Below are 26,236 nucleotides of genomic sequence, written 5' to 3'. Positions count from 1 at the left end.
CCGAACCCAACGAATGACCGCCTGATCCAACTTTTGATAACCGAATTCTGACTTTGCGGAGATACCAGTGATCACAGTCCTTGCCGTGCACTTCGCGGTGGCCGCTGTGGCGCCGTTCGTCTTCCGGAAGTTCGGCCGCAACTCGTTCTATGCGCTGGCCGCGGTGCCTGCCGGTTCATTCATCTGGCTCCTGTTCCAGCACGCCGCCGTCTACGGCACGGGAGCACTCGCCGAAACTGTCCCGTGGATTCCAAGTCTCGGCATCGAATTCGCCTTCCGCATGGACGCCCTGGCATGGGTCATGTCCCTGCTGGTCCTGGGGGTGGGCGCCCTGGTGCTGGTCTACTGCGCACGCTACTTCAAGGACAAGGACAGCTACCTCGGCGGGTTCGGCGCGCAGCTGCTGGCATTCGCCGGGGCGATGTTCGGGCTGGTCACCGCGGATGACCTGCTGATGATGTTCATCTTCTGGGAACTCACCACGGTCCTGTCCTACCTCCTGATCGGCTACGCACGGACACGGCTTGCTGCCCGCCGCTCCGCGCTGCAGGCCCTCATGGTCACCACCGCCGGCGGCCTGGCCATGCTCGTCGGCCTGATCATGCTCGGCGCCAGCGCCGGCACCTACCGGATCTCGGCCATCCTGGAACAGGCACCCGGGCTGGTCTCCGGACCGGCGGCGGGAGCCGTGGGCGCCGCCGTCGTCCTCATCCTGATCGGCGCGGTCACCAAATCCGCGCTGGTCCCCTTCCACTTCTGGCTCCCGGGCGCCATGGCCGCACCAACACCCGTGAGCGCGTACCTGCACGCCGCCGCGATGGTGAAGGCCGGCGTGTACATCGTGGCGCGCCTCGCGCCGGGCTTCACGGACACCGCCTACTGGCTGCCGATGGTCCTTGGGCTCGGGCTCGCCACGATGCTGGTGGGCGGCTACCGGGCACTGCGCCAGACGGACATCAAGCTCATCCTGGCCTACGGCACCGTGAGCCAGTTGGGCTTCATCACCATGGTGGTGGGGCTCGGCAAGCCCGACGCCGCGCTCGCCGGGCTCGCCATGCTGCTGGCACACGGGCTCTTCAAGGCCACACTCTTCCTCGTGGTGGGCATCATCGACCACCAGTCCGGCACACGCGACATCCGCAAGCTTTCGGGCGTTTTCCGCTCCGCCCGGGCCCTCGGCATCGTGGCCAGCGTCGGCGCCGCCTCCATGGCCGGCATCCCGCTGCTGGGCGGCTTCGTGGCGAAGGAGTCGGTGCTCGAGGCGCTCGTGCACTTCGCCGCCGCACCCGGATACGGCCCCTGGGGCGCAGTGGCTTTGGCAGGCGTGGTGCTCGGCTCCGTGCTGACCTTTGCCTACAGCGCGCGCTTCATGTGGGGCGCGTTCGCCGTGAAACCGGGCGTCGAGCGCACCCCGTTCAAGGCCATCCGGCCCTCCTTCCTGGCGGCGCCTGCCGTCCTGAGCGTCCTCACCATCGCTTACGGCCTGTGGCCGGCTCCCGTGGATGCCTGGGTCCAGCCCTACGCGGCACTGTTTACCGAGGGAACGCACGACGCCGCTACTGCTGCTGGTGCCGCAGGGCACCTCGCGCTGTGGCACGGGCTGACCCCGGCCCTGGGCCTGACCGCCATCACCTTCGCCGCCGGTGCGGCCATGTTCTACGGACGGGCGGTGGTGGACAGGATCCAGAGCGCCGTTCCGCCCTGGTTCGACGCCGACCGCGGCTACCAGCTGACCATCGGCGCGCTGGATGACGCCGCCGTGTGGATCACCGGACGCACTCAGCGTGGTTCGCTGTATTTCTACCTGGCCGTGATCCTCAGCGTCGCCTTCGTGCTGCCCCTGTCCGCCCTGATCGCCGCGAACAAGCCTCTTCCCGAAGGGCTCTATTTCGTCGACCCCAACTCGCCCCTGCAGCTGGTGGCGGGAGCCGGGATCGTGATCGGGGCACTCGCCGCCGTCCGGGCCAACAAGCGCTTCCTTGCCGTGCTCATGGTGTCCGTCACCGGCTACGGCATCGCGCTGATGTTCGCGCTGCAGGGCGCCCCCGACCTGGCCCTGACGCAGATGCTCGTGGAGACCATCATCCTGGTGGCGTTCGTACTGGCCATGCGCAGCCTCCCGGCAGAGCTGCGGGACCGCACCAGGGGCAAGTACCGGGTGGTCCGCGTGATCATCGGCCTGTCCTTCGGCGCCACCATGATCTTCGCCGCCATCCACGCCATGGGCGCCCGCATCGCCACACCCGTCTCCCTCGAGTTCCCCAAGCTGGCATACGAGGGCGGCGGCGGGCTCAACGTCGTCAACGTCACCCTGGTGGACATCCGTGCGTGGGACACCTTCGGTGAGATCTCCGTGCTGGCGCTGGCCGCGACCGGCGTGGCAAGCCTCATCTTCGTCCGGGGCCGCGGGGACCGGCTGCGCACGGCGTCCGCCGTGGCCGAAGGCACGGTGGGCCGCCGCCACGGCGTGGACAAATCCTCGAGGGATGGCGCCGCGCTGGCGCTGACCCGCAAGTTTGCCGCGGCCACCCGGGACCCGTGGCTCGTTGCCGGGCGCACCCTGGCACCGGAGCGCCGCTCCATCATCTTCGAAGTGGTCACCCGGCTGGTCTTCCACTCGATGATCATCTTCTCGCTCTACCTGCTGCTCGCCGGCCACAATCTCCCCGGCGGCGGCTTCGCCGGTGGCCTCATGGCCGGGCTGGCCCTCACCCTGCGCTACCTTGCGGGCGGCCGCTTCGAACTGCGGGAAGCCACCCCCATCAGCGCCGGCACCCTGCTCGGGATCGGCCTTGCCACGGCCTCGCTGTCCGGCGCCGCGCCCGTTTTGCTGGGCGGCCAGGTGTTCCAGAGCGCCATCATCGAGTTCTGGCTGCCGGTCTTTGGCGACATCAAGTTCGTCACCTCCACCATCTTCGACACCGGTGTCTACATTGTCGTCGTCGGCCTGGTGCTGGACGTGCTCCGCAGCCTTGGCGCCGAAATCGACGAGCACTTTGAAGAGCGCCCCCTGCAGCAGGACGGACCGGACGGCGACGAGGGCAGCGAACCGGTGCCCACGGGTATCCCGGCCGGATCAACCCGAGGCGGCACCCCATGACCGTTAACCTGACGCTGCTCACCGTCATGGGTGCGCTCTACGCCTGCGGCATCTACCTGATCCTGGAACGCAGCCTCACCCGTGTGCTGCTGGGGCTGATGCTGCTGGCCAACGCCACCAACCTGCTGATCCTCGCCACCGGCGGCTACGCCGGGCTGGCACCCTTCTTCAGCAAGGACACGGACCCCGCATCCTACAACGACCCCTTGCCGCAAGCACTGATCCTGACGTCCATCGTCATTTCCTTCGCGGTGACCGCGTTCATGCTGGGCATCATCTACCGGACCTGGGTGCTTGCCCGCCAGGACGACATCCAGGACGACATCGAGGACCGCCGCGTGGCCGAAACCCCCAGCTTCGACGCGGAGGACGACGCCGTCATCCCCGTGGAAACCTCAGAGTTCCCGTTGCCCATGCGCGGACCGGACGGTTCCGCCGCGGCAGAGCCGACGGCGACTGTCGAAGCGGGCGGCCGGACCCTTCTGGCAGAGCACGCGGCGCTGGAAGAAAAACCGGGATCCGCCAACGTCACCGGCGCGGACACAGACACAGACACGGATGGAGGGGCGAAGTGAACCTCGCAAGCCTGGCCCCGCTCGCCGTCGTACTTCCCATCCTGGGTGCGGCGCTGACGTTCGTGCTGATCCGGCACTCCCGCGCCCAGCGCGCCGTCAGTATCAGTCTGCTCTCGCTCACCCTGCTGCTGGAGTGCCTGCTCCTGGCATCCGTCTGGAACGGGGGCACCGCAGCGGTGAACATCGGCGGCTGGGTGCCGCCGTGGGGGATCGTCCTGGTGGTGGACCAGTTCTCATCGCTGATGCTCGTGGTGTCCTCCGCGGTGAGCCTCGCCGTCCTCGTGTATGCCACCGGCCAGGGCATGGCCGACGGCGACCAGGACGCCCCCGTGTCGATCTTCCACCCGACCTACCTGATCCTCGTGGCCGGGGTCTCCAACGCGTTCCTCTCCGGGGACCTGTTCAACCTCTACGTCGGCTTCGAGATCCTGCTGACGGCAAGCTATGTGCTGATGACCCTTGGCGGCACAGGTCCGCGCATCCGTGCCGGCGTCACCTACGTGGTGGTCTCGGTGGTGTCGTCGGTGCTGTTCCTGATCGCCATCGCGATGGTCTACGGCGCGACCGGCACCATCAACATGGCGGACCTGGCCATCCAGCTGTCGGAACTGGACCAGGGAACCAAGACCCTCCTGCACGTCATGCTGCTGGTGGCCTTCGGCATCAAGGCCGCCGTTTTCCCCTTGTCCTTCTGGCTTCCGGACTCGTACCCCACCGCCCCGGCCCCGGTCACGGCCGTGTTCGCCGGCCTGCTGACCAAAGTGGGCGTCTACGCCATGGTCCGCACGGAAACCCTGCTGTTCCCCGGCGACAGCCTCAACACGCCGCTGATGGTGGTGGCGCTGCTGACCATGGTCGTCGGCATCCTGGGTGCCCTCGCCCAAAGCGACATCAAGCGTCTGCTGTCCTTCACCCTGGTCAGCCACATCGGCTACATGGTGTTCGGCCTGGCGATGTCCTCCGTGGCCGGCCTCGCGGCTGCCGTGTTCTACGTGGCACACCACATCACCATCCAGACCAGCCTCTTCCTGGTCACCGGGCTGATTGAGCGCCGCGGCGGCAGCTCCTCGGTGGACCGGCTCGCCGGGCTGGCTAAGCTGTCGCCGCTGCTGGCCCTGCTGTTCTTTGTTCCCGCCATGAATTTGGCCGGCATACCGCCGTTCTCGGGCTTCCTGGGCAAGCTCGGCCTGATCCAGGCCGGCATCGGGCTGGGAACCCCGCTGGCGTACGCCCTGGTGATCGGCGGCGTGCTGACAAGCCTCCTGACCCTCCTGGCCGTCGCCCGGGTGTGGAACCGTGCCTTCTGGCGCAAGGCCGAGGACGCGGAGCACCCCGACCCGGTACTCCTGGCGGTCCCCGCCCCGGAAAGCGGCACGACGGCGGTGCGCCTCCTGCCCCGGACCATGGTCGGGTCCACGCTGGGCCTGGTGGTCCTGGGTGTCGCGCTCACCGTGTTCGCCGGACCCCTCTTCCAAGTGGCGGACCAGTCCGCCGCGGCCATGCTGGACAGGTCCGCCTACATCCAGGCGGTGCTCGGTGACGGCGCGTCCGTCCCGGCCCTGGCGCTGAGCGGAGGCGGAAAGTGAGCCGGCAAAGGGTGTCCCTGCGGCAGGAACTGCCGCTGCTGGTCTGGCTGGTCATCGTCTGGGGAGCACTCTGGCAGGACTTCAGCCCCGGCAACCTGCTCTTCGGCGCCCTGCTGGCGGTTGCGGTGGCCCGCCTGTTCTACCTGCCGCCGGTGGAGCTGAGCGGCCGCTTCAACGTGCTGAAGGCCGTACCGTTCGCGGTGGTGTTCCTCGGCAGGGTGGTGGCCGCCAGCTGCCAGGTGTTCTACCTGGCGGTGGCCCAGGGGCCCAAGGTGACCAACGCCGTCGTGGCCGTTCCGCTGCGCAGCCATTCGGACCTGATGGTGACGGCAACCGGCCACGTGATCTCCCTGATCCCGGGGTCACTGGTTGTGGAGGTGGACAGGTCCACCTCCACGCTCTACATCCACGGGCTCAACGTGCGGAACGGGGAAGACGTCCTCAAACTGCGCAAGGAAGTCCGGGACACCGAGGCGGGGCTCATCCGGATCATGGGAACGAAAGAAGAGCTTGCCGCCCTGAAGCAGGAGGTTGGCGCATGATGGAGCTGGTCCTCACCGTCACGGCTGTGGCGCTGGCCCTCGCCGCCGCGGGTGCGATCATCCGCATCGCCCGCGGCCCGTCCCTGCTGGACCGGGTCCTCGCGGCCGACGTGCTGCTTGCCATCCTCGGGGCCGCGCTGTGCATCGACATGGCAGTGAACCGGCACCTGAACAACCTGATGCTGGTGGTGGCCGTGTCCGTCATCGGATTCATCGGCTCAGTGACGGTGGCACGCTTCGTGGCCGACAGACGGGAGCAGCCCAATGAGTCCTGAACCGAACGCCGTGGATACCCTGATCGATGCTGTGTCGGCCGTCTTCATGGTGGTGGGCGCTCTGATGTCCCTCGCCGCCGCCATCGGCCTGCTGCGCTTCCCGGACCTGATGAGCCGCATGCACGCCGCCACCAAGCCCCAGGTGCTCGGACTGTTCCTGCTGCTGGCGGCGGTGGGGCTGCAGTTGCGCACCTGGTGGGTGTGGCCGGTTCTGCTCGTGGCCTGGATCTTCCAGCTGCTCACCGTGCCGGTCTCGGCCCACATGGTGGGCCGCGCCGGCTACCGCACCAAGCACCTCCACAAGGAGCTGCTCAGCACTGATGAGCTGGAGGCCGTGGTGGTGAAGGCCGCCAAGGCGGCCCGGGAATCGGAAGAGGACGACGCCGGCAACCGCACCGCTGGTTGACGGCGGCCGAAACCACGGGCAGGGCCCCGCCTGCTGAGCAGACGGGGCCCTGAGCGGTAGCAGCGGATTTCTACCGGGTTGCGAGCACCCCGGTTGCGGTGCCGCCACGGCTGGACTGGACCAGGACGCTGGTGATCTGCCGGTTCGGTCCGGGCTTCACCCGGTAGGACCAGGCACCGAGGGTGTCGACCTGTGCTGTGCCGATCTTGGTGACGGCCCGGCCGGGCGTGGTGTCGTAGATGACCACGGTAGTGGCCGGGATCAGGACTGCCGTGTTGCCGGCCAGCGTTGAAGTGCCCGTGACCCGAAGCTCGGTGCCCAGCCGGTGGCGGGAACCGGCGACAGCAACGGTGTCCGTCTGGACCGTCAGATTCACCGTCGCCGGTGCGCTGCCGATGCCGTTCTTGTCCGTGACGATCAGCTGGATCTGGATGGGGTCGTTGGCCTTGGCTGTCAGCGGCGCCGTATCGGTGGTCTTGGCGTAGTACGGGACGGTGACGGTGGGCTTGGCGGCTGTGTCGCTGGAGAAGGTGACGGCGGGTCCGCTGACCTGGAGCCACTTGTAGCTGGCGGCACCCGTGGAGGCGCTGCCGTCCAGCTGGACTGTTCCGCCGCGCGTGACCGTGGTCGAAGCGGCGGTGGCTACCGCCGTCGTCGGCTGCGTTTCGCCGGGGACGGACCCGCTGCCGGTGTCGACGACGGGGCCGGGATCCGGGGCGGGAGTGACCGGGTCCAGCCCGACCGGAGTTGCCGAACCGCCGGTGACGGTCACGGGCAGGGACGCGGAGCCGCCGGCTGCGGTTTTCACCGTGACGGTGGCCGGGGGAGCCTTCACCGGGAACGACTTTTCGGCTGCTGTTCCGGCCGCCGGCTCATCCAGTGTGCCCAGACCGGTGACGGTCAGCGGGTAGCCAACGGAGGAGAGGGCACCGACGGTCAGGTTCGTGCCGTCATAGACAGCCTTGGTGATCAGGATGCCGCTGGGCTTGGTGACGCTGATCTGGCTGCTGCTGGCGGGCTTGTCGCCGATGTTGGTGACCTTCACCGTGGCCGGCGCGGTCCCGGTGAACTGGACCCGGGCGTAATACCTGCCCGTGTCGGGGTCACTGAGCATGGGGGTGGTTTCGAAAACCCCGGCCTGCCCGTCCACCTGGAGCTGGGCGCCGTTCCCGCTGCTGGCGAACACATCGATCATGGTGCTGTTCAGGACGGCGCTGTCGCCGTTGACTCCCTGATTGGTGGAGATCTTGCCCTGGACGGTGAACTGGTCCGTTTCCAGGGCCAGGCCGCCGCCGTTCACCGAGAACTTGTTGTAACCGAACGGGCTGCCGGTAACGGTGTGGTCCTGGCCCGGGTCTCCGAGGTAGCCTTCGGGCGCTGCCGGGGCGGCGGCCGGATCCCACTTCAGGAACGGGCCGATGTTGCTCTTCAGGGCCGTGGAGAAGTTGCCGACGGCGGGTGAAATGTCCTCGACGAGCTTGCCGTCGCCGGCGCCGTCGGTGTCGATGGTGATGGTGCCGTAGGGGTGCTGGAACGTCAGGGTGGCGTTGGCCGGTCCGCCCTTGACGACGATGCGCTGCCGCCCGAACACCACCTGGTCGCCTTCGGTGACCGTGTTGGCGAACGCTGCCTCCAGACCGAGGACCAGGACGGCGCGGCCTCCACCGGGAAGGGCCAGTTCCGAGCCGGCGAGCATGTAGAACGCCTCTTCCGGGAAGTTGTCCGGGAACGAAATGGGGGCGGTCTCGTCCGGGATGTCTCCGGGCAGGAAGCCGCAAAGCGGGTTTTCCGCGTCAAGGCAGAGCTCGACGCGGGTTTTGTTGCTGTCCTCGTACCAGGACGGGAAGCCATACTCGGTGTTGACGGGCCCGACGGCGGTCAGTCCGCCAGGGTTCTTCACCGTCACCTGTGTGGCGGCAAGCGATGTGCCGGCGCCGGTCGCGGCGAGCAGCACGGCCGTCGCGACAGCGATTCCGCGGCGGCGGGATGGGCGCGGGGCCCGATGTCGTGGGGTCAGGCGCTGGGCCGACAGGAAAGGTGGGATGGATACCATTTTTGTCTCCTCGAAAAGACGCTGATGGCATCCACCTAATGCGGCGTGGGTTGGAAAAACGTTCGGGTACGAGGTTGCAAAAACCTTGGAATCTAAGGTTTTTGGCGGCGGCGTGGGGGGACCCGTGGTGCTCCTGCCAAGGCCTTGCCAGCGCCGCCGCGGGCCGTGCCGGGGCTTGATGCCGGCGGCTGCGGGGGCACGTGACCGGCTGCCGCCGCAGGACGTGACCGGACCCGGCACCGCGGGTCTGCGGTGCCGGGTCCGGCTGTTGTGAGCCCGGCCGAGGTCATCAGCACTGCCGGGTTCAGAACATGTATAGATTGGCGTGCCGGGCTTGGAGAAACCCGGCAGGATGCCGAACCGGCCGGACCAGGCTCACCCTATGTTGGGGGGCTAAAGGGCCGGGACGATGTCCTGGCGCTGGACGATGTCCTGCGCTGGGAGATGCCTGGGTCTTGGCGAAGCTTGCCGCTAGACGATGTCCTGGGTCTTGGCGAAGCGGGTGATGGCCCGCTGGGTGCCACGGTTGGCCAGCACCTGGATCACCGCGCTCACGGAAGCGGAGACGAGGGCGAACGTCAGGGCTGTGCGCAGCGTGGTGGGGACGTCGTCCTTGTCACCCTTGGGGGGCTTCCGGCCCGTGACCTTTTCCCAGATGGTATCGACGGCCTTGGTGCCGGCGAACCCTGCCAGCAGGCTGATGCCGGTGCCAAGCAGCTTGATGAAGAAACTCATTGCGGAACTCCTCGCGTGATGAACACTGGTCTTTTCCTACCCTATCCGCATGAGGCGCTAGCCTAGCCGCATGGACCGGTGGATTTCCCGCAACGCCTGCACCACAAGGTCGTGGTCCGCCTTCTGCGGCAGCCCGGACACCGTGACCACGGCCACCGCTCCCACGTCCCGCACATAGATCGGGAAGGCTCCGCCGTGGGCAGCGTAGGTGGACTGGTCGAACCAGGCGTTGTCCTCGATCCGTCCCCCGCCGGCCCTGCCGCGCAGGCCTACCAGCAGTGAGGGCTCCTCATAGCGCACGGCAGTCCGCTGCTTGGCCCGCACCCAGCCCTCGTTGTCCGGAGTGGCTCCCTCGAGCGCAACGTGGAAGAGGACCTGTTCGCCTTTGGTGATGTCGATGGCAATGGGCAGGTTGTCCTCCTTGCCGCGTTCCACCAGTTCCAGGCCCAGCGCCAGTGCATCGTCCTTGCTGAACCTCGGGAACTGCAGTTCGGCGATTTCACCCTCGATCTGACCGATCAGGGCTTCCAGGGATCCCGCCGGCTGTTCCTCGGAGGCATCGGGGTCAAAGGCGGGCAGGGCAGTGCTGCCGGAGTCCTGTAGCGTCATGGCCCCAATGTACTCCGGACAGCTGTCCCGACGGCGCAGGAAAACTCCGGCATTGTGACAACGGCCCCGGGATTCCGGGACCTCCGAGGTGTAAACTGGACCGGCCCACAAGGGCAGATTTATCACGACAGGGGAGCGCCGCCGTCGGGATGCAAAGGCAACTGCCAGCGCAACCGCGGATGGGCGCTGAGAGTGCGGACCGCCGCAGACCCTCGAACCTGATCCGGCTAGTACCGGCGTAAGGGAGTCGAGTTCTCAAAGTGCCCGGCAGCAGGTGGCCCAGCCACCGGCAGCCGGGGGAACGCTTTCCCCTCCTGTTCCTCAGGAGGACCATCATGACAACTGCAGCAATCAAGAAAACCAGCTACAACTGGCGCGTGGCCGACATCGTCGTGGCAGCACTTATCGCCGTTGCCGGCGGCGTGATCTTCTGGGCCTGGTCCCAGGGGGCCAACCTCATCTCCACCCCCATCAACGCCGTCTACCCGCCGCTGACCGGCCTGTACGCCGGCGGCTGGATGATTCCGGCGGTCCTGGGCATGCTCATTATCCGCAAGCCCGGCGCGGCCCTGTTCTGCGAAACGGTGGCAGCCACGGGTGAACTTCTCATGGGCTCGCAGTACGGCACCACGGTGCTGATCTCCGGCGTCCTGCAGGGCCTGGGCGCGGAGCTCGTGTTCGCCGCCCTGGTGTACCGGAAGTTCAACCTCCCCGCATCGCTGCTGGCAGGCGCCGGTGCCGGGCTGTTCTGCGGCCTCAACGACTCCTTCGCACCGTGGGGCTGGAACATCGCCTACGCCGCAGGCGACAAGTTCGCGTACATCGTGTTCTGCGCCATCTCTGGCGCAGTCATCGCCGGTGCCCTGTCCTGGATCGCCACCCGGGGCCTGGCCAGGACCGGCGTGCTGAGCTCCTTCGCCTCCCGCAAGGCAGCCACGGAGCCCGTCTTCTCCTAATGCCCGGACAACACGACGGCGCGGTCCGCCCCGCCGCGGTACACGCCCGCGGGTGGGGCTGGCGCCACGCCGGCCGCACCAAACCTGCCGTCCACGCCCTGGACCTGGACATCCGCCCCGGCGAACGCGTCCTGCTGCTGGGCCCTTCCGGGGCAGGCAAGTCCACGCTGCTCCACGCCCTGGCCGGGGTGCTGGGGGACAGCGACGCGGGCAGCAGTACCGTGCACGGGACCCTGGACGCCGGGACCCTTGACACCGGGGCAGCGGACCGCGACGACCCGGATGAGAGCGGCGAGTTGCTCATCGACGGTGCGCCGCCGCGCGCGCAACGGGGCCGTGCCGGACTCATGCAGCAGGACCCGGAAACCCAGGTGGTGCTCTCCCGCCTGGGCGACGACGTCGCCTTCGGCGCCGAGAACCTCTCCGTGCCCCGCGACGAGATCTGGCGCCGCGTGCACGAGGCGCTGGACGACGTCGGACTGTCGCACCTGCCGCTGAACCACCCGACGTCGGCCCTGTCCGGCGGCCAGAAGCAGCGCCTGGCGCTCGCCGGCATACTGGCGATGCGTCCGGGACTCATTCTGCTGGACGAGCCGACCGCGAACCTCGACCCGGTCGGCGTCCTGGAGGTCCGGGACGCCGTGGGCCGCTGCCTCGACAAGACCGGGGCCACCCTGGTGGTGGTGGAGCACCGGGTCGCGGCCTGGAAAGATCTGGTGGACCGCATCGTGGTCATGCAGCCGGGGTCCGCAGCGAACGGTGCGGTGCTGATCGACGGGACGCCGGACGAGGTCCTCGAGCAGGCCCGCGGGATGCTTACCGCCGCCGGCGTCTGGGTCCCGGGCTACGTCCCCGAAACCCGGCGCCGCCTGGCTGTCCCCGGCATTGACGGCGGCCAGCTGCTGCTCGCCGCCGAAAAGCTCGCGGTGTCGCGGGAACGGCCCCGGCGCCGCGGCTTCCGCTCCGTACCGCCCGAGCCCGTACTGCGGGACGTCACGGCGCAGGTCCGGGCGGGGGAGGCGCTGACCGTCACGGGTCCCAACGGCGCCGGCAAGTCCACCTTTGCGCTGACGCTCGCCGGGCTGCTGCCTCCGGTGGACGGCAAGGTCTCCGCGACCGTTGAGTTGAGTGGCGGAGCAGGAATTGACCCTTTCAAGTGGAGGGCCGAGCAGCTGATCGCCCGGATCGGCACGGTGTTCCAGGAACCCGAGCACCAGTTCGTCACCGGCCGCGTCCTGGACGAGCTGCAGTTCGGGCCGCGCCATCTGGGCCACGGCGAGGACCGCGTTGACGAGCTGCTGGAGCGCCTTCGCCTCACGCATCTCGTGGACGCCAACCCGTACACGCTGTCCGGCGGGGAGAAACGCCGGCTGTCCGTGGCCACTGTCCTGGCCGCCCACCCGCAGGTGCTGGTCCTGGACGAGCCAACCTTCGGCCAGGATGCCAACACCTGGGCGGAGCTTGCCTCGTTCCTTTCTGAGCTGCTCGACGCCGGCACGGCGGTCGTGTCCGTCACGCACGACGAGGAGTTCACGCATGTGCTCGGCGGCACCGAGCTGCGGCTGGGCTCCGGCGGACGGCCCGAGCCGCGACCCGTGGAGCCCGGGCTCATTGTGCCCACTTCAGAAGCCGAACCAACGTCAGAACAGGCTGCGACATGAGGGAAGCACTGACACTCACCGGAAACCGGGCAGTGCTGACACGCGCCAATCCACTGGCCAAATTCGCCGCGGTCTTCCTGATCACCCTGGTGCTGGCGCTGTCCATCGACTGGATGTCCGCCTCGGTGGCGCTCGCGTGCGAGCTGCTGGTCTTTCCGCTGGCCGGGTTGACGTTTTCGCTGCTGTGGCAGCGCGGGTGGCCGCTGATCCTGGCTGCCGCTGTGGGCGGCTGGAGCACCTCCATCCTGGCGCCGGACAGCGGAAGGATACTGCTCGACGTCGGACTTTGGTCCATGAGCGAAGGTTCCCTTCAGCTGGGGCTGGGTTTTCTGCTGCGGGGCCTGGCCATCGCCCTGCCTGCGGTGCTGCTGATGAGCTGCACCGATCCCACGGACCTGGCGGACGCCCTCGCCCAGAAGGCGCGGCTTCCGCATCGTTTTGTGTTGGGGACCCTGGCCGCGATGCGGCTGGTCGGGCTGATGGCCGAGGAATGGCAGACCATCGGCATGGCCCGGCGCGCCCGCGGCGTCGGATCGCGCGGCAACCCGTGGCAGCGGATGCGGGCCACCCTCGGGCAGAGCTTCGGTCTCCTGGTCCAGGCCATCCGACGCGCCACCCGGCTTGCCGTGACCATGGAGGCCCGCGGATTCGGCGGGGCCAGCCGGACCTGGGCTCGCGTGTCCACCTTCAGTGTGCTGGACGTCTGGGTGGTGCTCGGCGGAGTGCTGATTGCCGTCGGTGCGGTGGCTGCCGCGCTGTGGGCCGGTACGTGGAACATGGTGTGGCTTGAGGGCTCCTAGCCCGCAGGCCGCGCCATCCGGACCTCGGGCAGCCCTTCCCAATCCTCGATCGTGTCCCTGGCGCCGGTGAAGTCGAAGCCGTTGCGCCGGTAGAAGGCCTGGGCGCGCGGGTTGTCCTCGGCCACCCACAGCGCGGCCGTTTCCTTCCCGATCGCGGCATCGAGCAGTTCCTGGCCCAGGCCCCTGCCATGGTGGGAGGCGAGGAGATAGATGCCCCAGAGTTCGGTCTGCTCCCGCACCCCGTCCTCGGGCGGAAACGAACCGGCAAACCCCACCAGCGTCCCGCCGTCGACCGCTACGTAATGGCGGCCCGCGTGCGGTCCGGCCAGGAGTTGCCGCCACATGGCCAGCCGCCCTTCCACGCCCTGCCTGGCCATAAAGCCCGGTGAAAGCAGGTGGGCATACGTTTCGCGCCAGCATTCCAGGTGGAGCCGAGCCAGGGCCTCAGCGTCTTCGGGTCCGGCCTGGCGGACACGGCAGGTGTGATTCATGCCGCCGAGTCTAATGTGCGCGGGTCCAATGTTCCGGATCTAACGTTCCCGGCCGGCCTCAGATGCAGGAGTGGTCGTGGTCGAAGCCGTCGGCCACGAACTGGGTGAGGACCACCCTGCCACCGGCGGTGAGGGGCGCCGCAGAACACATGCTGGCGGCCTCGCCGGCGGTGCGCGCCCCGGCTAGCCAGCTTGGCAGGGAGTAGAGGCTGCTGGCCGATCCCACTTCGCCCACGATCTGCCCCCACTGCCGGGCAGAGGAGTAGATGCCCACCCTGGCGCCGATGCTGTGGAAAAAGTCGGCCATGCCTTCGAGGTCCGCCCGGTTCGCGTTCCTGTCGCCTGACCAGCTGTTGCCCGTCTCCACGTCCAGCCACCAGAGGTACGTCCCAGGCTCGGCAATGGTGCGGAGGTAGGCGTCGTCGAAGGCCTTGGCGTACCCGTACATGTAGGCACACGCCGCGTCGTCCTGCCCCTGGCAGGTGCCGTACGGGTTGGCCACGACTTCGCCGCCGTACTCGTTGTTCGTCGGCCACCAGGAGCCGCGCAGCCCCGGGTTGGCCGTGTTCACGTAGAGCGCCAACCGCGGCTGGCCGGTCCCGCCGGCCGAGTCATCCGCCCAGTCAAGCTGCTGGTGGAGGCACGGGTTGGTAGTGTTCGCCAGACCGTTGTTGACCCCGACAATCGCGAACGCAGGGTCCTCAGGCAGGTCGCCGCTGCACTGCGGCCAGGAGACGTCATTGCCCAGCAGGGTTTCGTTGCCTGTTTCGTCGTCGCCAGGGGCTTCGTCGCCAGGCTGGGCGGAAGCGGACTGTGCCGGCTGCGGGGATGGCCGGGACGCGGGCGGTTGCGCCTGCGCGTCGCCCGTGGGAGCGGCGGAAGCCCGGGGCGAGGCCTCGGTGACGGTCGATTCGGGGGCCGGCGGCGCGCCGTCGTCGAGCCGCGGTCCCGGAACAAAACCCACGGCGGTGGCGACCATGAACGACAGCAGCGCTGAAGCCCGGCGCCCGGCCGGGCGCCTCCTGGTCAGCACAGCGGAGCTAAAAATGGACACGGCGGCCTCCCGTTCCCTTATGGCCGCAACAGGTACCGCTAGCTTGCTCCCGGTACGCGCCGAGGTCAAGGCGGGCGCAGGACGCTTGACGAAGCCGTGGGGCGCCTCCACGGATTCTGTCACACCCTCCGGACCGTTACCGTAAGTTTATGCATGTAACGGGTATATCAACGGCACTCCCCGGAAGATATCCGCATCTATGGCGACTAAATAACTCATACCTGATATATTTTTGTCCATGACTCAACAGACCGCTGAACACGTTGGCCTGCTGCTCCGCGACGCCCGCGGCCAGAAGGGGTGGACCCAGGGCCAGCTGGCCGCGGAACTTGGCACCAGCCAGAGCGCCGTGGCGCGCATGGAACAGGGCAAACAGAACCTAAGCCTGAAAATGATCCAGCGCCTGGAGACGATCTTCGGCCGCAGCATCGTCCAGCTCGGCAAACCCCAGATGACACACCTCCGCGTGGAAGGCGGCCGGACGCTTTCGGGCTCCGTTGAGGTCAACACCAGCAAGAACGCCGGGGTCGCCCTTTTGTGCGCCAGCCTCATCAACCGCGGCACCACGACGCTGCGCCGGCTGGCCCGCATCGAGGAAGTTAACCGCATCGTCGAGGTCCTGAGCAGCATCGGCGTCGAATGCACCTGGCTCAACGACAACGACCTCCGCCTGCGCCGCCCCGCGGACCTTGACCTGGCGTCCATGGACGTCGAGGCCGCGCGCCGGACCCGCAGCGTCATCATGCTCCTGGGCCCGCTGCTCGATGAGACGGACGAATACCGGCTGCCCTACGCCGGCGGCTGCGATCTGGGCATCCGCACCGTGGAGCCGCACATGCAGGCACTCCGCCAGTTCGGTCTCTCCGTGGAGGCCAGCTCGGGCTTCTACTCCGTGCAGGCACCCCCGACCGACGATCTCGACCGCTCCTTCGTGCTGACCGAACGCGGTGACACCGTGACTGAAAACGCCATCATGGCGGCTGCCCACCGCTGCGGCACCACGGTCATCCGCAACGCCAGCCCCAACTACATGGTCCAAGACCTCTGCTTCTACCTGCAGCGGCTGGGAGTGGAGATCGACGGCGTCGGGACCACCACGCTGAAGATCACCGGCAAGCCGACCATCGACGTCGACATCGAGTACTTCCCCTCGGAAGACCCCATCGAGGCGATGAGCCTGATCACCGCCGGCGTCGTCACCAACTCCGAGGTGACCATCCGCCGTGTTCCCATCGAATTCATGGAAATCGAGCTGGCCACGCTGGAGCAGATGGGCCAGCAGCTGGAGGTCTCCGGCGAGTACATGGCCCGCAACGGGCGCACCCGGCTGGTGGACGTGACCACCAAACCCTCCGAACTGCGTGCGCCCGAGGACAAGATCCACCCGATGCCGTTCCCCGGGCTGAACATCGACAACCTGCCGTTCTTCGCGGTGATCGCCGGCAACGCCGAGGGCCAGACCATGATCCACGACTGGGTCTACGAGAACCGCGCGATCTACCTGACGGAGCTGAACAAGCTGGGCGCGCGGGTGCAGCTGCTGGACCCGCACCGGATCTACGTCAACGGCCCTACCCGGTGGCGTGCCGCGGAGGTGGGCTGCCCGCCCGCGCTGCGTCCGGCTGCCTGCCTGCTGCTGGCCATGCTCGCGGCCCGCGGCGTGTCCGAGCTGCGCAACATCTACGTTATTGAGCGCGGTTACGAGGACCTCGCCGAGCGGCTCAACACCATCGGCGCCAAGATCGAGTACTTCCAGGACTGACCCCGCTTCTAGCGCGAACGGACACTTAAGCCCCATCAAGGAAGCGCGAACGAGCACTTAAGCCCCGCGACTGGCCGGTCAGGGGCCACAAGTGCCCGTTCGCGCTTCGTCATGTCGGGGACGTTTTCGCGGTGCTGGCGCACAATGTAGGCATGCGGACTTTTGGCGTGGAGGAAGAGCTCCTGATCGTTGATCCGGACAGCGGGGAACCGCTGGCGCTCGCCGATGCCCTGCTGGCGGGCCGCAAACTCGCCGCCGATGACGCCCCGGGCAAGCCCCGGTTGGTGAAGAAAAAGGCCGAAACCCAGTGCGACGACGAGATGGGCTTGAGCGCCGAACTCAAGCTTGAACAGATCGAGACCCAGACGCGTCCGTGCCTGGACCATGCCGAACTGCTGCGACAGATCCGTGCCGGCAGGGCATTGGCGGACGGCGCCGCACAGGCGCACGGTGCGCGGATTGCCGCCTTGGCCACGTCACCGCTGGCCCTCTCCAGCCACACGACGCCGGATCCGCGCTACGCCAGGATGCTGGAACGTTTCGGCCTGACCGCCCAGGAACAGCTGACCTGCGGCTTCCATGTCCACACGTTCATCGAATCCCCGGACGAAGGCGTGGCCGTGCTGGACAGAATCCGGGACAAACTGGCGGTCCTGATCGCGCTCAGCGCCAACTCGCCGTTCTGGAACGGCGTGCAAACCGGGTTCGAGAGCTACCGGACGCAGGCATGGAACCGCTGGCCGTCGTCGGGCCCGTCTGCCATTTACGGCAGTCTGTCCTCCTACCGCCGTGTGGTGACCCGGCTGCTGGACAGCGGCGTGGTGCTGGACGAGGGCATGATCTACTTCGACGCACGGCTCTCCCGGAACCATCCCACCGTGGAAGTGCGGGTGGCGGACGTCTGTCTCCGCGCCGAGGACGCCGCGCTGATCGCCGTCCTGGTCCGGGCGCTCGTGGAATCGGCATGCCGGGAATGGCGTGAAGGTGTGGAGCCCACGCCCGTGCCGACCGTGCTGCTGCGGATGGCCGCCTGGCAGGCCAGCAACTTCGGCCTGCGCGGTGAACTGCTCGACTTCGGCAGCTTCCGGCCCGTGCCCGCCGAGGATGTGGTGCGCTCGCTGGTCGACTTCCTGGAGCCGGTGCTTGCCGAGAACGGCGAGCTGGACCTGGCCCGGCGGGGCATCGAGGAGATCCTCGCGCGCGGTACTGGCGCCGCAGAGCAGCGCGGCGTCCGGCAGGTGGTGCTGGACAAAGCAGATCCCGACGACGGCGGCCTGGGTGCCGTCGTCGCACACGCCGTGCGGGCCACCCACAAGGGAGCCGAGGGGTACGTCGGCCCGAATACCGACGTCGCCCCGGAGCTACTGCGCGTCCGGCAGCTCTGACCCGCGCGGTTCCCGCAGCCCGAACGAACACTTAAGCCTCATTCCTGGCGCGCGAACTGGCAGCTAACGCCCTCACAGCGCGCGTTTGAAGGCATCACCTGCCAGTTCGCGCGGGGTGGCCGCGGCCGGCGGGGCTTAAGTGTGCGTTCGCGCCCCGGGTGGTGCGCTGGTGAGGCGGGCATGTTTCCGATGGTCATTTTCCGGCAAACCGCGTGAAACCTCGGCTGGCTAGTGTGGCATCACAAGAACCGCACGGGGGAAGGAACGCACCATGCGCGTAGGAATCATCAGGGCTTTGACCACTACCGACCGGCGCCTGCTCAACTCACACGGAAGGCTGCTCCGCGAGACCTTCGGCTTCGATGTCACAACGCGCTGCATCCAGGACCAGCCCTCCGGCGTCCACGACGCTGACTCGCTGCAGCGCGCCGTACCCAAGGTGGTGGAACTCGCGCTGGAGATGGCTCCGGACGTCGACGCGCTGGTCATCAGCTGCGCCGCCGACCCCGGTCTGCCGGAGGCACGTGCCCTGCTGGACATCCCCGTGATCGGTGCCGGCTCCGCAGCGGCTGCGGCCGCCTTCGCCTTCGGCGGCCGGGTGGGCGTCCTTGGCCTCAAGCACTCCGTGCCGGGGCCCATTTCCGATGCCCTCGGCGAGCGTATGCTCCTGATCGATGGCCCCGAGAGTGTGGAAACGCCGGACGGCTTCCTCATGCCAACTGGCATCTTCGACACTCTCGCCGCCGCCCACATGCTGGTGGACGCCGGAGCGGATGTCATCCTCGAGGCGACTACCGGACTGACGAGCATCGGCATGGCGGACGTCCTGCGGCGCAGGCTGGGAATTCCCGTTATTGACCCTGTCACGGCTGCGGGCTCCATGCTTGTCTCCGCCGTGGCATCCCGCGACCTCCAGGCCGTCTAAGCCCAGGCCGTCTGGTTCAGGAGGTGTGCGCCTTGGACCGCCTGAACCGGCGGCGGAGGTTGGCCCAGCCACTCCGGCTCAACACCCCCATGACACGCGTACACAGCGCCCAGTAGGCCACACCGGCCGCCAGGGACGCTGCCACCGCCAATGCCGGGCTGGTTGCATCCAGCAGCGGGTAGACCAGCCAGTGCACGAGGTACGCGTAGAGGGAAGCGCTGGCCAGCAGGACCGCCAGCCGCTGCAGCCCCTTGGGCACGGGAATGGTGGGCAGCCACGTGAGCAGCAGGATTCCGGCAACAAGCGTCAGCTCGCGGTGGGTGTCCCCGAAGAAGCATCCGGGAACCGTGAGCATCGCGAGGACCGATACCGCGCACCGCTGCACCCACGTCCGGGTCCGGGCAATGGCCCACCCCAGGGCAAACAGCCACAGTGTTGGCGACGGGTGGGGGATGCCGGGATCAACGATGTCATAGCGCGAGAGCAGTGCGAGGCCGGTGACGGCAAGCGGCAAGAGCAGCGGGAACCGCCGCTCCGCCCGGTCCACCCAGGGGATGGCCAGCAGGGCCGACATGCCCAGGAGGATGTAGACCAGCACCTCGATGAACCAGAAATGCCACTGCGTAGTCACGGCTTCAGGACCGACCACGGAGTTCAGGAGCAGGACGTTGGCCAGGGTGTACCGGTCGGTGATCAGGTAGGCGACCCCGATGAAGGCCATGCTGGGCACCGCCACCCGAGCCAGGCTGGTGAGTTGGCGCCTGAACCGCGGAAGCCGGTCCCCGCTGAGCTGGAACCGGGCGAAGTTGTACCCGGCCACCGCCATGAGGACGTGCGCCATCCCGGGCCATTTCATCAGCCCCACGTGCGTGCTGACGATGAGCACGATGGCCACGGCCCTGAGCACGATGCTGGTTTCGAGCGGGGCAAAGAACGGACGCATCTTCCCGGCAGGCTTTGTCCCCGCGTGCTGCTCCAGGTCGCGGACCGGCGTCACATGCCAGTCGGGCGGAAGGTGCCCCAGCAGCTGCTCCAGGCGGACGGACGTCGCCACGTAGGACAGCGAGTCGCCGCCGAGCGAAACGAACGTGTCGCCGTCGCCGATGTCCGCGCGCTCCAGCGTGTCGCGGAAGACCCGCCGCACGTCGTCGGGGCCGGCAGACGGGTCCGGACCGGGTTTTGAGGGCGCAGGTTCCGAAAGCGCAGGTTCTGACAGCGCCAGGACCGCCTGGTAGTCCACTTTGCCGGTGCCCAGGCGGGGGAGATGCTCGACGGCGTGCAGCTCCAGGGCCGCACGGGGCAGCCCGATGCCCTGCGCGAGGACCTTGGCCAGCAGCTGGGTGTCGTGGCTGCCCTCGACCGCGACGACGAGGCCCTGGTCCGTGCCCGCGCTCGCCGCTTCAACGCCGAGGTCGGCCAGGATGCGCTCCACCTGGCCGAGGTCAACCCGGAGCCCCACGATCTTGACGAACCGGCTGCGCCGCCCCACCACTTCGTAGACGCCGGACGGGTGCTGCCTGGCCAGATCCCCGGTGCGGAGTTCGTGGACTGTGCGGCCGGCGCCGAGATCCTCCGGCGTCTCCGCATAGCCGAGCATGACATTGGGCCCGGTGTAGACGAGTTCGCCGTGCTCGAGGCCGGGCACGGGCTCGATGCGGAAGGCGCCGCCCGGCACCGGGATGCCGATGGCACCGGGGTGCTCGGCGGCCAGCCCGGGCGGCAGGTAGGCCATCCGCGCGGTGGCCTCTGTCTGGCCGTACATGACGAACAGTTCCCAGCCCTTTCGGCGGCCGAGTTCGGCGTAGCCCTGCACGCGTTCGGGGGCGAGCCGGCCGCCGGCCTGGGTGACATACCGCAGGCCAGGCAGGTCCATCCCGGCAAAGCCCACGCGTTCCAGCAGTTCGAAGGTGTAGGGCACCGCGGCAAACGACGTTGCCCCGCCGGTGCGGAAAAGCTCCCAGAAGCACGGATCAACAACGGACAGGTCGGTCAGCACCAGGCCCGCACCCCGGAGCAGGTGGCTGTTGATCACGGACAGCCCGTAGCAGTAGGACATCGGCAGGGTGGTTGCGGCGCGGTCTGCCGGGCCGATGTTCAGGTACTCGGCAATCGACTCGGCATTGGCCTGCAGGTTGGTGGCGGACAGGCGCACCAGCTTCGGCGACCCGGTGGAGCCGGAGGTGCTGAGCAGAAGCGCAAGATCCGGATGGAGTTCGTGCCGGCTGCCCGCCCTGCGTTCCTCGAGCAGCGTCTGTCCGTTGGCGGAACGCAGCACGACGTCGGGGTCGTACGCGGCCACCAGGGACTCGAGCGCCGCCGGCTTGTCCTCCGGAAGCAGGATCAGCGGGTGGCCGCCAACCAGGGCAGCGAGGTAGGCCACCAGGGAGTCGACGTCATTCGCCGCCGCCAGTGCCACCAGGCGCCGCTGCGTGCCTAGCCGGAGCGCGAGTGCATCAACCCTGTCGGCGAGTTCCCGGTAGCTGAGGGTGAAACTGTCGGTAAGAATGGCGGGCCTGTCCCCGTGGCCCGCGAGATCGGCGGCGAAGGGCACCCGCGCGAAATCAAGCTGCGTGGTCACCGGAAGAGGATATTAGTTAAGCCTTACCTAAGTAAAACCGTTCCGCGGCCTGTTACGGCGTGCGATACTCGCTCCGTGAGCGAGTCTTACCAGTTCAGGGCCCCAATGTGGTTGTATCCGGGCGAATCCGGCTGGCACTTCATTACGTTGCCCGTGGATATTGCGGACCAGATCCGCGAGGAGTCCGCGGGCTTCCGCGGAGGGTTTGGCTCGGTGAAGGTGACGGCAGACATCGCCGGCCACCAGTGGCAGACCTCGATCTTTCCCGACACCGGCAGCGGCTCCTACCTGCTGCCGGTCAAGAGGGCGGTGCGGATAGCTGCCCACATAACCGCAGGGGACGACGTCGGGGTCCGGTTGGTCGTCAACAGCCCCTAGGCAGGGCCCCAAGGCGCCAGATGGCGACGGCCGGTCAGGCAGCCCCGGTCCACCGGGCCGGCGCTGCCGCCTGCCGGCGCAAGGGCGTTCCGGTGGCATCGGACGGCGTGCGCTTCTTGCCGAAACCCTGCCTGCGGTGCTCGGCCCGTGCCGACAGCGGCGACTGGGCAGGCACCTGCGGTACAGTGCATCCCTGCTCCGCGGCGTTGGCCGTCACCTGTGCTGCCGCCGGGGAAAGGTCCGTGATGAGCCCCGTCCCGGCGCATTCGCGCACGTCCGCGATCCCGGCCGCGGCCGCGCGCTTGTCCTCGAACGGCGCGGAGATCGCCAGCACAGTCCCATCGGGAGACTTCAGCCGGAACCGGAACTGGGACTCTGCATCAACAAAAACTTCAAAAACTCCGGCCATGGCGGTCCTTCCGGTCAGGGAGGCTGCCGCAGCGTCTTCGCGGCCGCGGCCCCGAACGCATCGCTGCGTCTTTCCTTGGGTGGGGTGCTGAACCGACAGGGGTTTGATCGGTTCATCGGTGTTATTAGAGTCTGCCCAGTGCGCACGGAACCTCACAAGACCATCCGTGTAAACCCTGGGTAAACCCTGCCTGTCCACCCACTAAACCGTGGCGCAGCCCCGTTCTCAAGGACGCCCGAAACGAAGGGACGTGCCGCGCAACGCACGTTCACGGCCCGCCATCGGAAGTAAGAAACAGCCGGATCCCGAAGGGCGAAATCCGGCAAGCCAGGACCCTGGAGGGTCAGATCTGCTTGAGTGCCTGCTCCAGGTCCGCGATGAGATCATCGGCGTCTTCCAGGCCCACGGACAGCCGCACCACTCCATCGCTCAGTCCGATCGCGGCGCGTCCATCCGGCCCCATGGCCCGGTGCGTCGTGGTGGCGGGATGGGTGATCAGCGACTTGGCGTCGCCAAGGTTGTTGGAGATGTCGATGATCTTCAGGGCGTCCAAAAGCGCGAAGGCGGCTTCCTTGCCCGACTGGCCTGCCGTCGTCGCAAGCTCCAGCGTGAGGACGGTGCCGCCGGCCTTCATCTGCTTGGCCGCCAGCTCGAACTGCGGGTGCGACTTGAGCAGCGGGTACTTCACCCAGTTGACGGCGGGCTGCGCCTCCAGCCATTCGGCCAGGCGCAGCGCCGTGGCGGAGGAGTGGTTCACGCGGAGCGCCATGGTCTCCAGGCCCTTGGTGAGTACCCAGGCGTTGAACGCGGAGAGTGCCGGGCCGGTGTGCCGCATGAGCTGCTTGACCGGACCGTCGATGAATTCCTTGGTGCCCAGGATGGCGCCACCCATCACCCGGCCCTGGCCGTCGATGTGCTTGGTGCCGGAGTAGACGATCACGTCCGCGCCGAGGTCTCCGCAGCGCTGCAGGAGCGGCGTGGCGAAGACGTTGTCCGCCACCACCTTGGCGCCCGCGGCGTGGGCGAGTTCGCTGACCGCGGCGATGTCCACGATTTCCTGCATGGGATTGGACGGGGATTCGAAGAAGACGGCCGTGGTGGGCACCGAGAGGGCAGCACGCCACTGCTCGAGGTCCGGACCGTCCACGAAGACGGTCTCCACGCCCCAGCGCGGGAGGATCTCGTTGAGGATCACGAAGCAGGAGCCAAACAGGGAACGGCTGGCGACCACGCGGTCCCCGGCCCCGAGCAGGGCGCCCAGGGCGGTGAACACAGCGGACATGCCGGACGCCGTCGCAAAGCACGCCTCTGTGCCTTCCAGCAGCCGGAGACGTTCCTGGAAGGTGGCCACGGACGGGTTGCCGTAGCGCGAGTACACGAAGCGTTCGTCCTCGCCGGTGAAGGCCCGTTCGGCGGCGGCGGCGGACTCGTAGACAAACCCCGAATTCAGGAAGACGGGCTCGGTGGTCTCTTGGAAATTGGTGCGGTCAAGCCCGCCGCGGACGGCCTGGGTATCGGGGCTCCAGCCGGCGGCGTCGTGATTAAAGGTCAATTTAGTTCTTTCCCAGGTTCGTCGGCAGGCCGCGGTTCTTCCAGCCGTTCACGGTCCGCTCACCATAGCGGTCGGGTTCGCCCTCGAAGCCTTCGAGGACGTTGTAGGCCGTGAAACCGGCCTGTGTGGCGGCGATGGCTGCGGCGATGGAGCGCTGGCCGGAGCGGCACAGGAACACCAGCTCCACGCGGTTGTCCTCAGGCGCCTGCTGCTTCAGCTGCTCGACGAAGTCGGGGTTGGGAATGCCGCCGGGAAACGTCCACTGGATGAACAGAGGATCATTCTCCGTGGCCTTGGTGTCCGGGATGCCGATGTGCGCCCATTCGCCCTCGGTGCGCACATCCACCAGGACGGCGCCCTCCTCGAGCTTGGCCCACGCGTCCTGCGGGGTGAGGTCTCCGGCGTAGCTCATGCGTGGCCCTCGTAGGCTTCGGCGCTGAGGTCGTCGTCGGAGTCCAGCCGGTCCACGGCGGTGGCGACGGCGGCATCTGCGGTGGCGATGGCGGCGGGCAGGACAAGGGCCTGCGCCACAATCACGCTGGTGCCGTTGAAGGTGGCGGCCGGGCTGCCGTGCAGCACGTATCCCTCGGCCAGGGCAGCCGAGATGCGCTCACAGAACGCACGGTCGTCCGGGCCCGTGATCAGGCGGTAGGACAGCTTTTCCTCAGGTTTATCCTGCTGGGACGGCAGCGTTGCAACGGCGGGGGCGTCTGACACGACGGATCTCCTTTTCTCACGCTTGCAGCTCGAAGTGGTCGATATGCCGAGTATTCACCTGAGGCACCCCGCCGTGGAAGGAGGGTTGCCGACCGGCCAGTCAGGGCTTCATGCCGGTACTCATTACTCCCCAAAAACGTAACACTGACGACGGCGGTGCGCACCGCCGCCGTCGTCATGTTCCGTAACGCATCAAAAACAATGCGGTGGGCCCACGCCCGCCGGGTTCCCTGGCCGAGCTTGCGAGGGAAGGGAGCGGGTGGGGACGGCAGTCCCCGCGCTGCGGTTACAAAGCCGGTGGCCGGGAGGATAATGACGGGAGATGAACCGCCGTAACGCCGGATGAAACCAGGCCACAGTGAATGATTCGACCGCGAATACAGTGACTCCCATGCTGCACTTTGGATGGTTTGTGGGCCACGGCTTCGGGGTTCAGGGCTGGGGGACGCCCGGCTACGGAATCGGCTATGACTGGAAGAAGCCCGCCCCCTACCAGCACGCGGTCCGGGAGTTCGAGCGGGCCGGGCTGGACCTGTTCATCATCGAGGACTCGCTCACCGTCCCCGACACCTACGGCGGCAGCGCGGAGGTTTCGCTGGCGCAGGCATCCTTTGCGCCCAAGCACGATCCTCTGGCCCTGGTGCCGTATCTGCTCTCCGCCACGGAGCACCTCGGCATCGTGCCCACCATCAGCGCCTCCTTCTATCCGCCGTTCACCGCGGCCCGGCTGCTGGCCACGCTGCAGCACTTCTCCCACGGGCAGCTGGGCTGGAACGTGGTGACCTCTGGCAGCGACCTTGCCGCGCAGAACTATGGGCTGGACCAGCAGATCGAGCACGACCTCCGCTACGAGAAGGCCGAAGAGTTCGTGGACGTCGTGCGCAAGCTCTGGCGCAGCTGGGAACCCGACGCCATCCTGGAGGACGCCCGGGCAGGCATCTTCGCCGACCACACCAAGGTCCGGCCGATCCACCACGACGGGGAGTTCTTCAAGGTCCGGGGACCTCTGAACACGGCACCGCTGCCGGAGGAACCGGTGCTGGTGCAGGCCGGGGCATCCCCGCGGGGCAAGGCCTTCGCCGGCGCGAACGCGGATGTTGCCATTGCCCTGGCCCGCGGCGTGGACGGCATGAAGGCCTACCGGGACTCCATCCGCGCCGAGGCCGCCGGGGCCGGCCGGAACCCCGACGACGTTAAGGTGCTGTTCGTCCTGAAGCCCACAGTGACCGGTTCCAGGGCCGAGGCGGAGGAGCTGCGGGCTGCCCGCCGGGAACTCACGCAGCGGGACATCGACAGCCAGCTCAACTCGATCTCCTACCTGTCCGTCATCGACTTCAAGCAGTTCGACCTCGACGCGCCCCTCCCCGAGCTCAGCACCAACAGCAACCAGGGCACGCTGGAGCATTTCTCCAAGGCCGCACCGCCGGGTTCCACCCTGCGGCAGATCCTGCAGGCACGCAGCGGCGGCGCGGGCGACAGCATCATCGGCACCGCAGAGGAAATCGCCGACTACCTCGAGGAAACCGGGGCTGCGGTGGGCGGCGACGGCTTCCTCTTCTCCGGCTTCGTGGATCCGGCCACCATTCATGGCGTGCTGGACAGGCTGGCGCCGGTGCTCCGGAGGCGGGGACTGCTGCGGACGAGCTACGGCGACGGCGGCTTCCGCCGGAACCTGCTGGACTTCTAG

At 67.8% G+C, this 26,236-nt stretch carries 24 protein-coding genes and 2 riboswitches; of the genes, 14 read left to right on the top strand and 10 right to left on the bottom strand.

All coding sequences use genetic code 11. From position 1 onward, the window contains the following. Nucleotides 1–67: 67 nt before the first annotated feature. The 6 genes from ABRP34_RS12375 to mnhG are packed head-to-tail and all read left to right on the top strand — an operon-like array spanning nt 68 to nt 6,484. The gene (locus ABRP34_RS12375) at nt 68–3,100 is read left to right on the top strand and encodes a Na+/H+ antiporter subunit A (RefSeq protein ID WP_353710416.1); all 3,033 of its coding nucleotides are present in this window, start codon (nt 68–70) and stop codon (nt 3,098–3,100) included. Beyond that, a complete protein-coding gene (locus tag ABRP34_RS12370; RefSeq protein ID WP_003803268.1) occupies nt 3,097–3,675 on the top strand; it encodes a Na(+)/H(+) antiporter subunit C in 579 nt (192 codons plus the stop codon). The genes ABRP34_RS12375 and ABRP34_RS12370 overlap by 4 nt, the downstream gene beginning before the upstream one ends. After that, the gene (locus ABRP34_RS12365) at nt 3,672–5,261 is read left to right on the top strand and encodes a Na+/H+ antiporter subunit D (protein ID WP_353710415.1); all 1,590 of its coding nucleotides are present in this window, start codon (nt 3,672–3,674) and stop codon (nt 5,259–5,261) included. Before ABRP34_RS12370 ends, ABRP34_RS12365 begins: the two co-directional genes overlap by 4 nt. Next, nucleotides 5,258–5,803, top strand: a complete 546-nt coding sequence (locus ABRP34_RS12360) for a Na+/H+ antiporter subunit E (protein ID WP_353710414.1) — start codon at nt 5,258–5,260, stop codon at nt 5,801–5,803. Before ABRP34_RS12365 ends, ABRP34_RS12360 begins: the two co-directional genes overlap by 4 nt. Beyond that, complete coding sequence (locus ABRP34_RS12355) at nt 5,800–6,078, top strand: monovalent cation/H+ antiporter complex subunit F (RefSeq protein ID WP_314194345.1); 279 nt, start codon at nt 5,800–5,802, stop codon at nt 6,076–6,078. Before ABRP34_RS12360 ends, ABRP34_RS12355 begins: the two co-directional genes overlap by 4 nt. Then, nucleotides 6,068–6,484: a monovalent cation/H(+) antiporter subunit G gene (gene mnhG / locus ABRP34_RS12350; RefSeq protein WP_353710413.1), complete on the top strand. Its 417-nt coding sequence runs from the start codon at nt 6,068–6,070 to the stop codon at nt 6,482–6,484. Before ABRP34_RS12355 ends, mnhG begins: the two co-directional genes overlap by 11 nt. Nucleotides 6,485–6,554: 70 nt before the next feature. Here the strand turns inward: mnhG and ABRP34_RS12345 are convergent, their stop codons facing one another. The 3 genes from ABRP34_RS12345 to ABRP34_RS12335 form a co-directional block, all read right to left on the bottom strand. Beyond that, the gene (locus ABRP34_RS12345; protein WP_353710412.1) at nt 6,555–8,537 is read right to left on the bottom strand and encodes a hypothetical protein; all 1,983 of its coding nucleotides are present in this window, start codon (nt 8,535–8,537) and stop codon (nt 6,555–6,557) included. A 471-nt stretch (nt 8,538–9,008) separates the two neighbouring features. Continuing rightward, nucleotides 9,009–9,272 (bottom strand): DUF4235 domain-containing protein, encoded by a 264-nt coding sequence (locus ABRP34_RS12340; RefSeq protein ID WP_003803257.1) that lies wholly within the window; start codon nt 9,270–9,272, stop codon nt 9,009–9,011. 57 nt (nt 9,273–9,329) lie between these two features. Beyond that, entirely contained in the window at nt 9,330–9,881 is a 552-nt protein-coding gene (locus ABRP34_RS12335; RefSeq protein WP_353710411.1) for a heme-degrading domain-containing protein, read from the bottom strand. A gap of 119 nt (nt 9,882–10,000) precedes the next feature. Further along, a riboswitch (TPP riboswitch) is annotated at nt 10,001–10,144 on the top strand. Nucleotides 10,145–10,216: 72 nt separating this feature from the next. On the opposite strand from ABRP34_RS12335, the gene ABRP34_RS12330 reads away from it, so the two are divergent. From ABRP34_RS12330 to ABRP34_RS12320, 3 genes are read left to right on the top strand one after another with little or no spacing between them, the layout of a single operon-like run. Further along, entirely contained in the window at nt 10,217–10,837 is a 621-nt protein-coding gene (locus tag ABRP34_RS12330; protein WP_003803254.1) for an ECF transporter S component, read from the top strand. Next, nucleotides 10,837–12,498: an ABC transporter ATP-binding protein gene (locus tag ABRP34_RS12325; RefSeq protein ID WP_353710410.1), complete on the top strand. Its 1,662-nt coding sequence runs from the start codon at nt 10,837–10,839 to the stop codon at nt 12,496–12,498. Before ABRP34_RS12330 ends, ABRP34_RS12325 begins: the two co-directional genes overlap by 1 nt. Continuing rightward, on the top strand, nt 12,495–13,298 hold the full coding sequence (locus ABRP34_RS12320) for an energy-coupling factor transporter transmembrane component T (protein WP_353710409.1): 804 nt from the start codon (nt 12,495–12,497) through the stop codon (nt 13,296–13,298). Before ABRP34_RS12325 ends, ABRP34_RS12320 begins: the two co-directional genes overlap by 4 nt. Here the strand turns inward: ABRP34_RS12320 and ABRP34_RS12315 are convergent. Both ABRP34_RS12315 and ABRP34_RS12310 read right to left on the bottom strand, forming a co-directional pair. Then, entirely contained in the window at nt 13,295–13,789 is a 495-nt protein-coding gene (locus ABRP34_RS12315; RefSeq protein ID WP_353710408.1) for a GNAT family N-acetyltransferase, read from the bottom strand. The two genes, ABRP34_RS12320 and ABRP34_RS12315, sit on opposite strands and share 4 nt — an antisense overlap. A 58-nt stretch (nt 13,790–13,847) precedes the next feature. Then, nucleotides 13,848–14,843: a hypothetical protein gene (locus tag ABRP34_RS12310; protein WP_353710407.1), complete on the bottom strand. Its 996-nt coding sequence runs from the start codon at nt 14,841–14,843 to the stop codon at nt 13,848–13,850. 238 nt (nt 14,844–15,081) lie between these two features. Between ABRP34_RS12310 and ABRP34_RS12305 the strand changes: the two genes are divergently transcribed. From ABRP34_RS12305 to ABRP34_RS12295, 3 genes are all read left to right on the top strand, one after another. Further along, entirely contained in the window at nt 15,082–16,605 is a 1,524-nt protein-coding gene (locus ABRP34_RS12305) for a UDP-N-acetylglucosamine 1-carboxyvinyltransferase (protein ID WP_353710406.1), read from the top strand. A gap of 152 nt (nt 16,606–16,757) precedes the next feature. Then, on the top strand, nt 16,758–17,990 hold the full coding sequence (locus tag ABRP34_RS12300) for a glutamate--cysteine ligase (protein WP_043419079.1): 1,233 nt from the start codon (nt 16,758–16,760) through the stop codon (nt 17,988–17,990). A gap of 271 nt (nt 17,991–18,261) precedes the next feature. Continuing rightward, a complete protein-coding gene (locus ABRP34_RS12295; RefSeq protein ID WP_353710405.1) occupies nt 18,262–18,915 on the top strand; it encodes an aspartate/glutamate racemase family protein in 654 nt (217 codons plus the stop codon). 16 nt (nt 18,916–18,931) lie between these two features. Here ABRP34_RS12295 and ABRP34_RS12290 read toward each other — a convergent pair whose 3' ends face one another. After that, complete coding sequence (locus tag ABRP34_RS12290; protein ID WP_353710404.1) at nt 18,932–21,493, bottom strand: AMP-binding protein; 2,562 nt, start codon at nt 21,491–21,493, stop codon at nt 18,932–18,934. Between the two features lie 105 nt (nt 21,494–21,598). Between ABRP34_RS12290 and ABRP34_RS12285 the strand changes: the two genes are divergently transcribed. Beyond that, nucleotides 21,599–21,871 (top strand): DUF1905 domain-containing protein, encoded by a 273-nt coding sequence (locus ABRP34_RS12285; RefSeq protein ID WP_353710403.1) that lies wholly within the window; start codon nt 21,599–21,601, stop codon nt 21,869–21,871. Between the two features lie 34 nt (nt 21,872–21,905). Here the strand turns inward: ABRP34_RS12285 and ABRP34_RS12280 are convergent, their stop codons facing one another. From ABRP34_RS12280 to ABRP34_RS12265, 4 genes are all read right to left on the bottom strand, one after another. Beyond that, on the bottom strand, nt 21,906–22,280 hold the full coding sequence (locus ABRP34_RS12280) for a YegP family protein (RefSeq protein ID WP_050934359.1): 375 nt from the start codon (nt 22,278–22,280) through the stop codon (nt 21,906–21,908). A gap of 343 nt (nt 22,281–22,623) precedes the next feature. Beyond that, nucleotides 22,624–23,832, bottom strand: a complete 1,209-nt coding sequence (locus ABRP34_RS12275; RefSeq protein ID WP_353710402.1) for an O-succinylhomoserine sulfhydrylase — start codon at nt 23,830–23,832, stop codon at nt 22,624–22,626. 1 nt (nt 23,833) lies between these two features. Next, complete coding sequence (locus tag ABRP34_RS12270; RefSeq protein ID WP_003803232.1) at nt 23,834–24,244, bottom strand: rhodanese-like domain-containing protein; 411 nt, start codon at nt 24,242–24,244, stop codon at nt 23,834–23,836. Further along, nucleotides 24,241–24,549, bottom strand: coding sequence for a DUF1737 domain-containing protein (locus ABRP34_RS12265; protein WP_003803230.1), 309 nt, complete (start codon nt 24,547–24,549; stop codon nt 24,241–24,243). Before ABRP34_RS12265 ends, ABRP34_RS12270 begins: the two co-directional genes overlap by 4 nt. A 13-nt stretch (nt 24,550–24,562) precedes the next feature. Next, nucleotides 24,563–24,677, bottom strand: a riboswitch (SAM riboswitch). 230 nt (nt 24,678–24,907) lie between these two features. Here ABRP34_RS12265 and ABRP34_RS12260 point away from each other — a divergent pair. Next, nucleotides 24,908–26,236: an NtaA/DmoA family FMN-dependent monooxygenase gene (locus ABRP34_RS12260; RefSeq protein ID WP_353710401.1), complete on the top strand. Its 1,329-nt coding sequence runs from the start codon at nt 24,908–24,910 to the stop codon at nt 26,234–26,236.

The organism is Arthrobacter sp. K5 (assembly GCF_040448525.1).
Lineage (GTDB): Bacteria > Actinomycetota > Actinomycetes > Actinomycetales > Micrococcaceae > Arthrobacter > Arthrobacter globiformis.
This window is presented reverse-complemented; position numbering and strand designations above follow the sequence as displayed.

Excerpts from the sequence above, each read along its gene's own strand:
- ABRP34_RS12330 (WP_003803254.1), top strand. The coding sequence starts at position 10,217 with ATGACAACTGCAGCAATCAAGAAAACCAGCTACAACTGGCGCGTGGCC.
- ABRP34_RS12355 (WP_314194345.1), top strand. The coding sequence starts at position 5,800 with ATGATGGAGCTGGTCCTCACCGTCACGGCTGTGGCGCTGGCCCTCGCC.
- ABRP34_RS12285 (WP_353710403.1), top strand. The coding sequence starts at position 21,599 with ATGTGGTTGTATCCGGGCGAATCCGGCTGGCACTTCATTACGTTGCCC.
- ABRP34_RS12370 (WP_003803268.1), top strand. The coding sequence starts at position 3,097 with ATGACCGTTAACCTGACGCTGCTCACCGTCATGGGTGCGCTCTACGCC.
- ABRP34_RS12315 (WP_353710408.1), bottom strand. The coding sequence starts at position 13,789 with ATGAATCACACCTGCCGTGTCCGCCAGGCCGGACCCGAAGACGCTGAG.
- ABRP34_RS12325 (WP_353710410.1), top strand. The coding sequence starts at position 10,837 with ATGCCCGGACAACACGACGGCGCGGTCCGCCCCGCCGCGGTACACGCC.
- ABRP34_RS12270 (WP_003803232.1), bottom strand. The coding sequence starts at position 24,244 with ATGAGCTACGCCGGAGACCTCACCCCGCAGGACGCGTGGGCCAAGCTC.
- ABRP34_RS12345 (WP_353710412.1), bottom strand. The coding sequence starts at position 8,537 with ATGGTATCCATCCCACCTTTCCTGTCGGCCCAGCGCCTGACCCCACGA.
- ABRP34_RS12340 (WP_003803257.1), bottom strand. The coding sequence starts at position 9,272 with ATGAGTTTCTTCATCAAGCTGCTTGGCACCGGCATCAGCCTGCTGGCA.
- ABRP34_RS12300 (WP_043419079.1), top strand. The coding sequence starts at position 16,758 with ATGCGGACTTTTGGCGTGGAGGAAGAGCTCCTGATCGTTGATCCGGAC.
- mnhG (WP_353710413.1), top strand. The coding sequence starts at position 6,068 with ATGAGTCCTGAACCGAACGCCGTGGATACCCTGATCGATGCTGTGTCG.
- ABRP34_RS12320 (WP_353710409.1), top strand. The coding sequence starts at position 12,495 with ATGAGGGAAGCACTGACACTCACCGGAAACCGGGCAGTGCTGACACGC.
- ABRP34_RS12305 (WP_353710406.1), top strand. The coding sequence starts at position 15,082 with ATGACTCAACAGACCGCTGAACACGTTGGCCTGCTGCTCCGCGACGCC.
- ABRP34_RS12335 (WP_353710411.1), bottom strand. The coding sequence starts at position 9,881 with ATGACGCTACAGGACTCCGGCAGCACTGCCCTGCCCGCCTTTGACCCC.
- ABRP34_RS12295 (WP_353710405.1), top strand. The coding sequence starts at position 18,262 with ATGCGCGTAGGAATCATCAGGGCTTTGACCACTACCGACCGGCGCCTG.
- ABRP34_RS12280 (WP_050934359.1), bottom strand. The coding sequence starts at position 22,280 with ATGGCCGGAGTTTTTGAAGTTTTTGTTGATGCAGAGTCCCAGTTCCGG.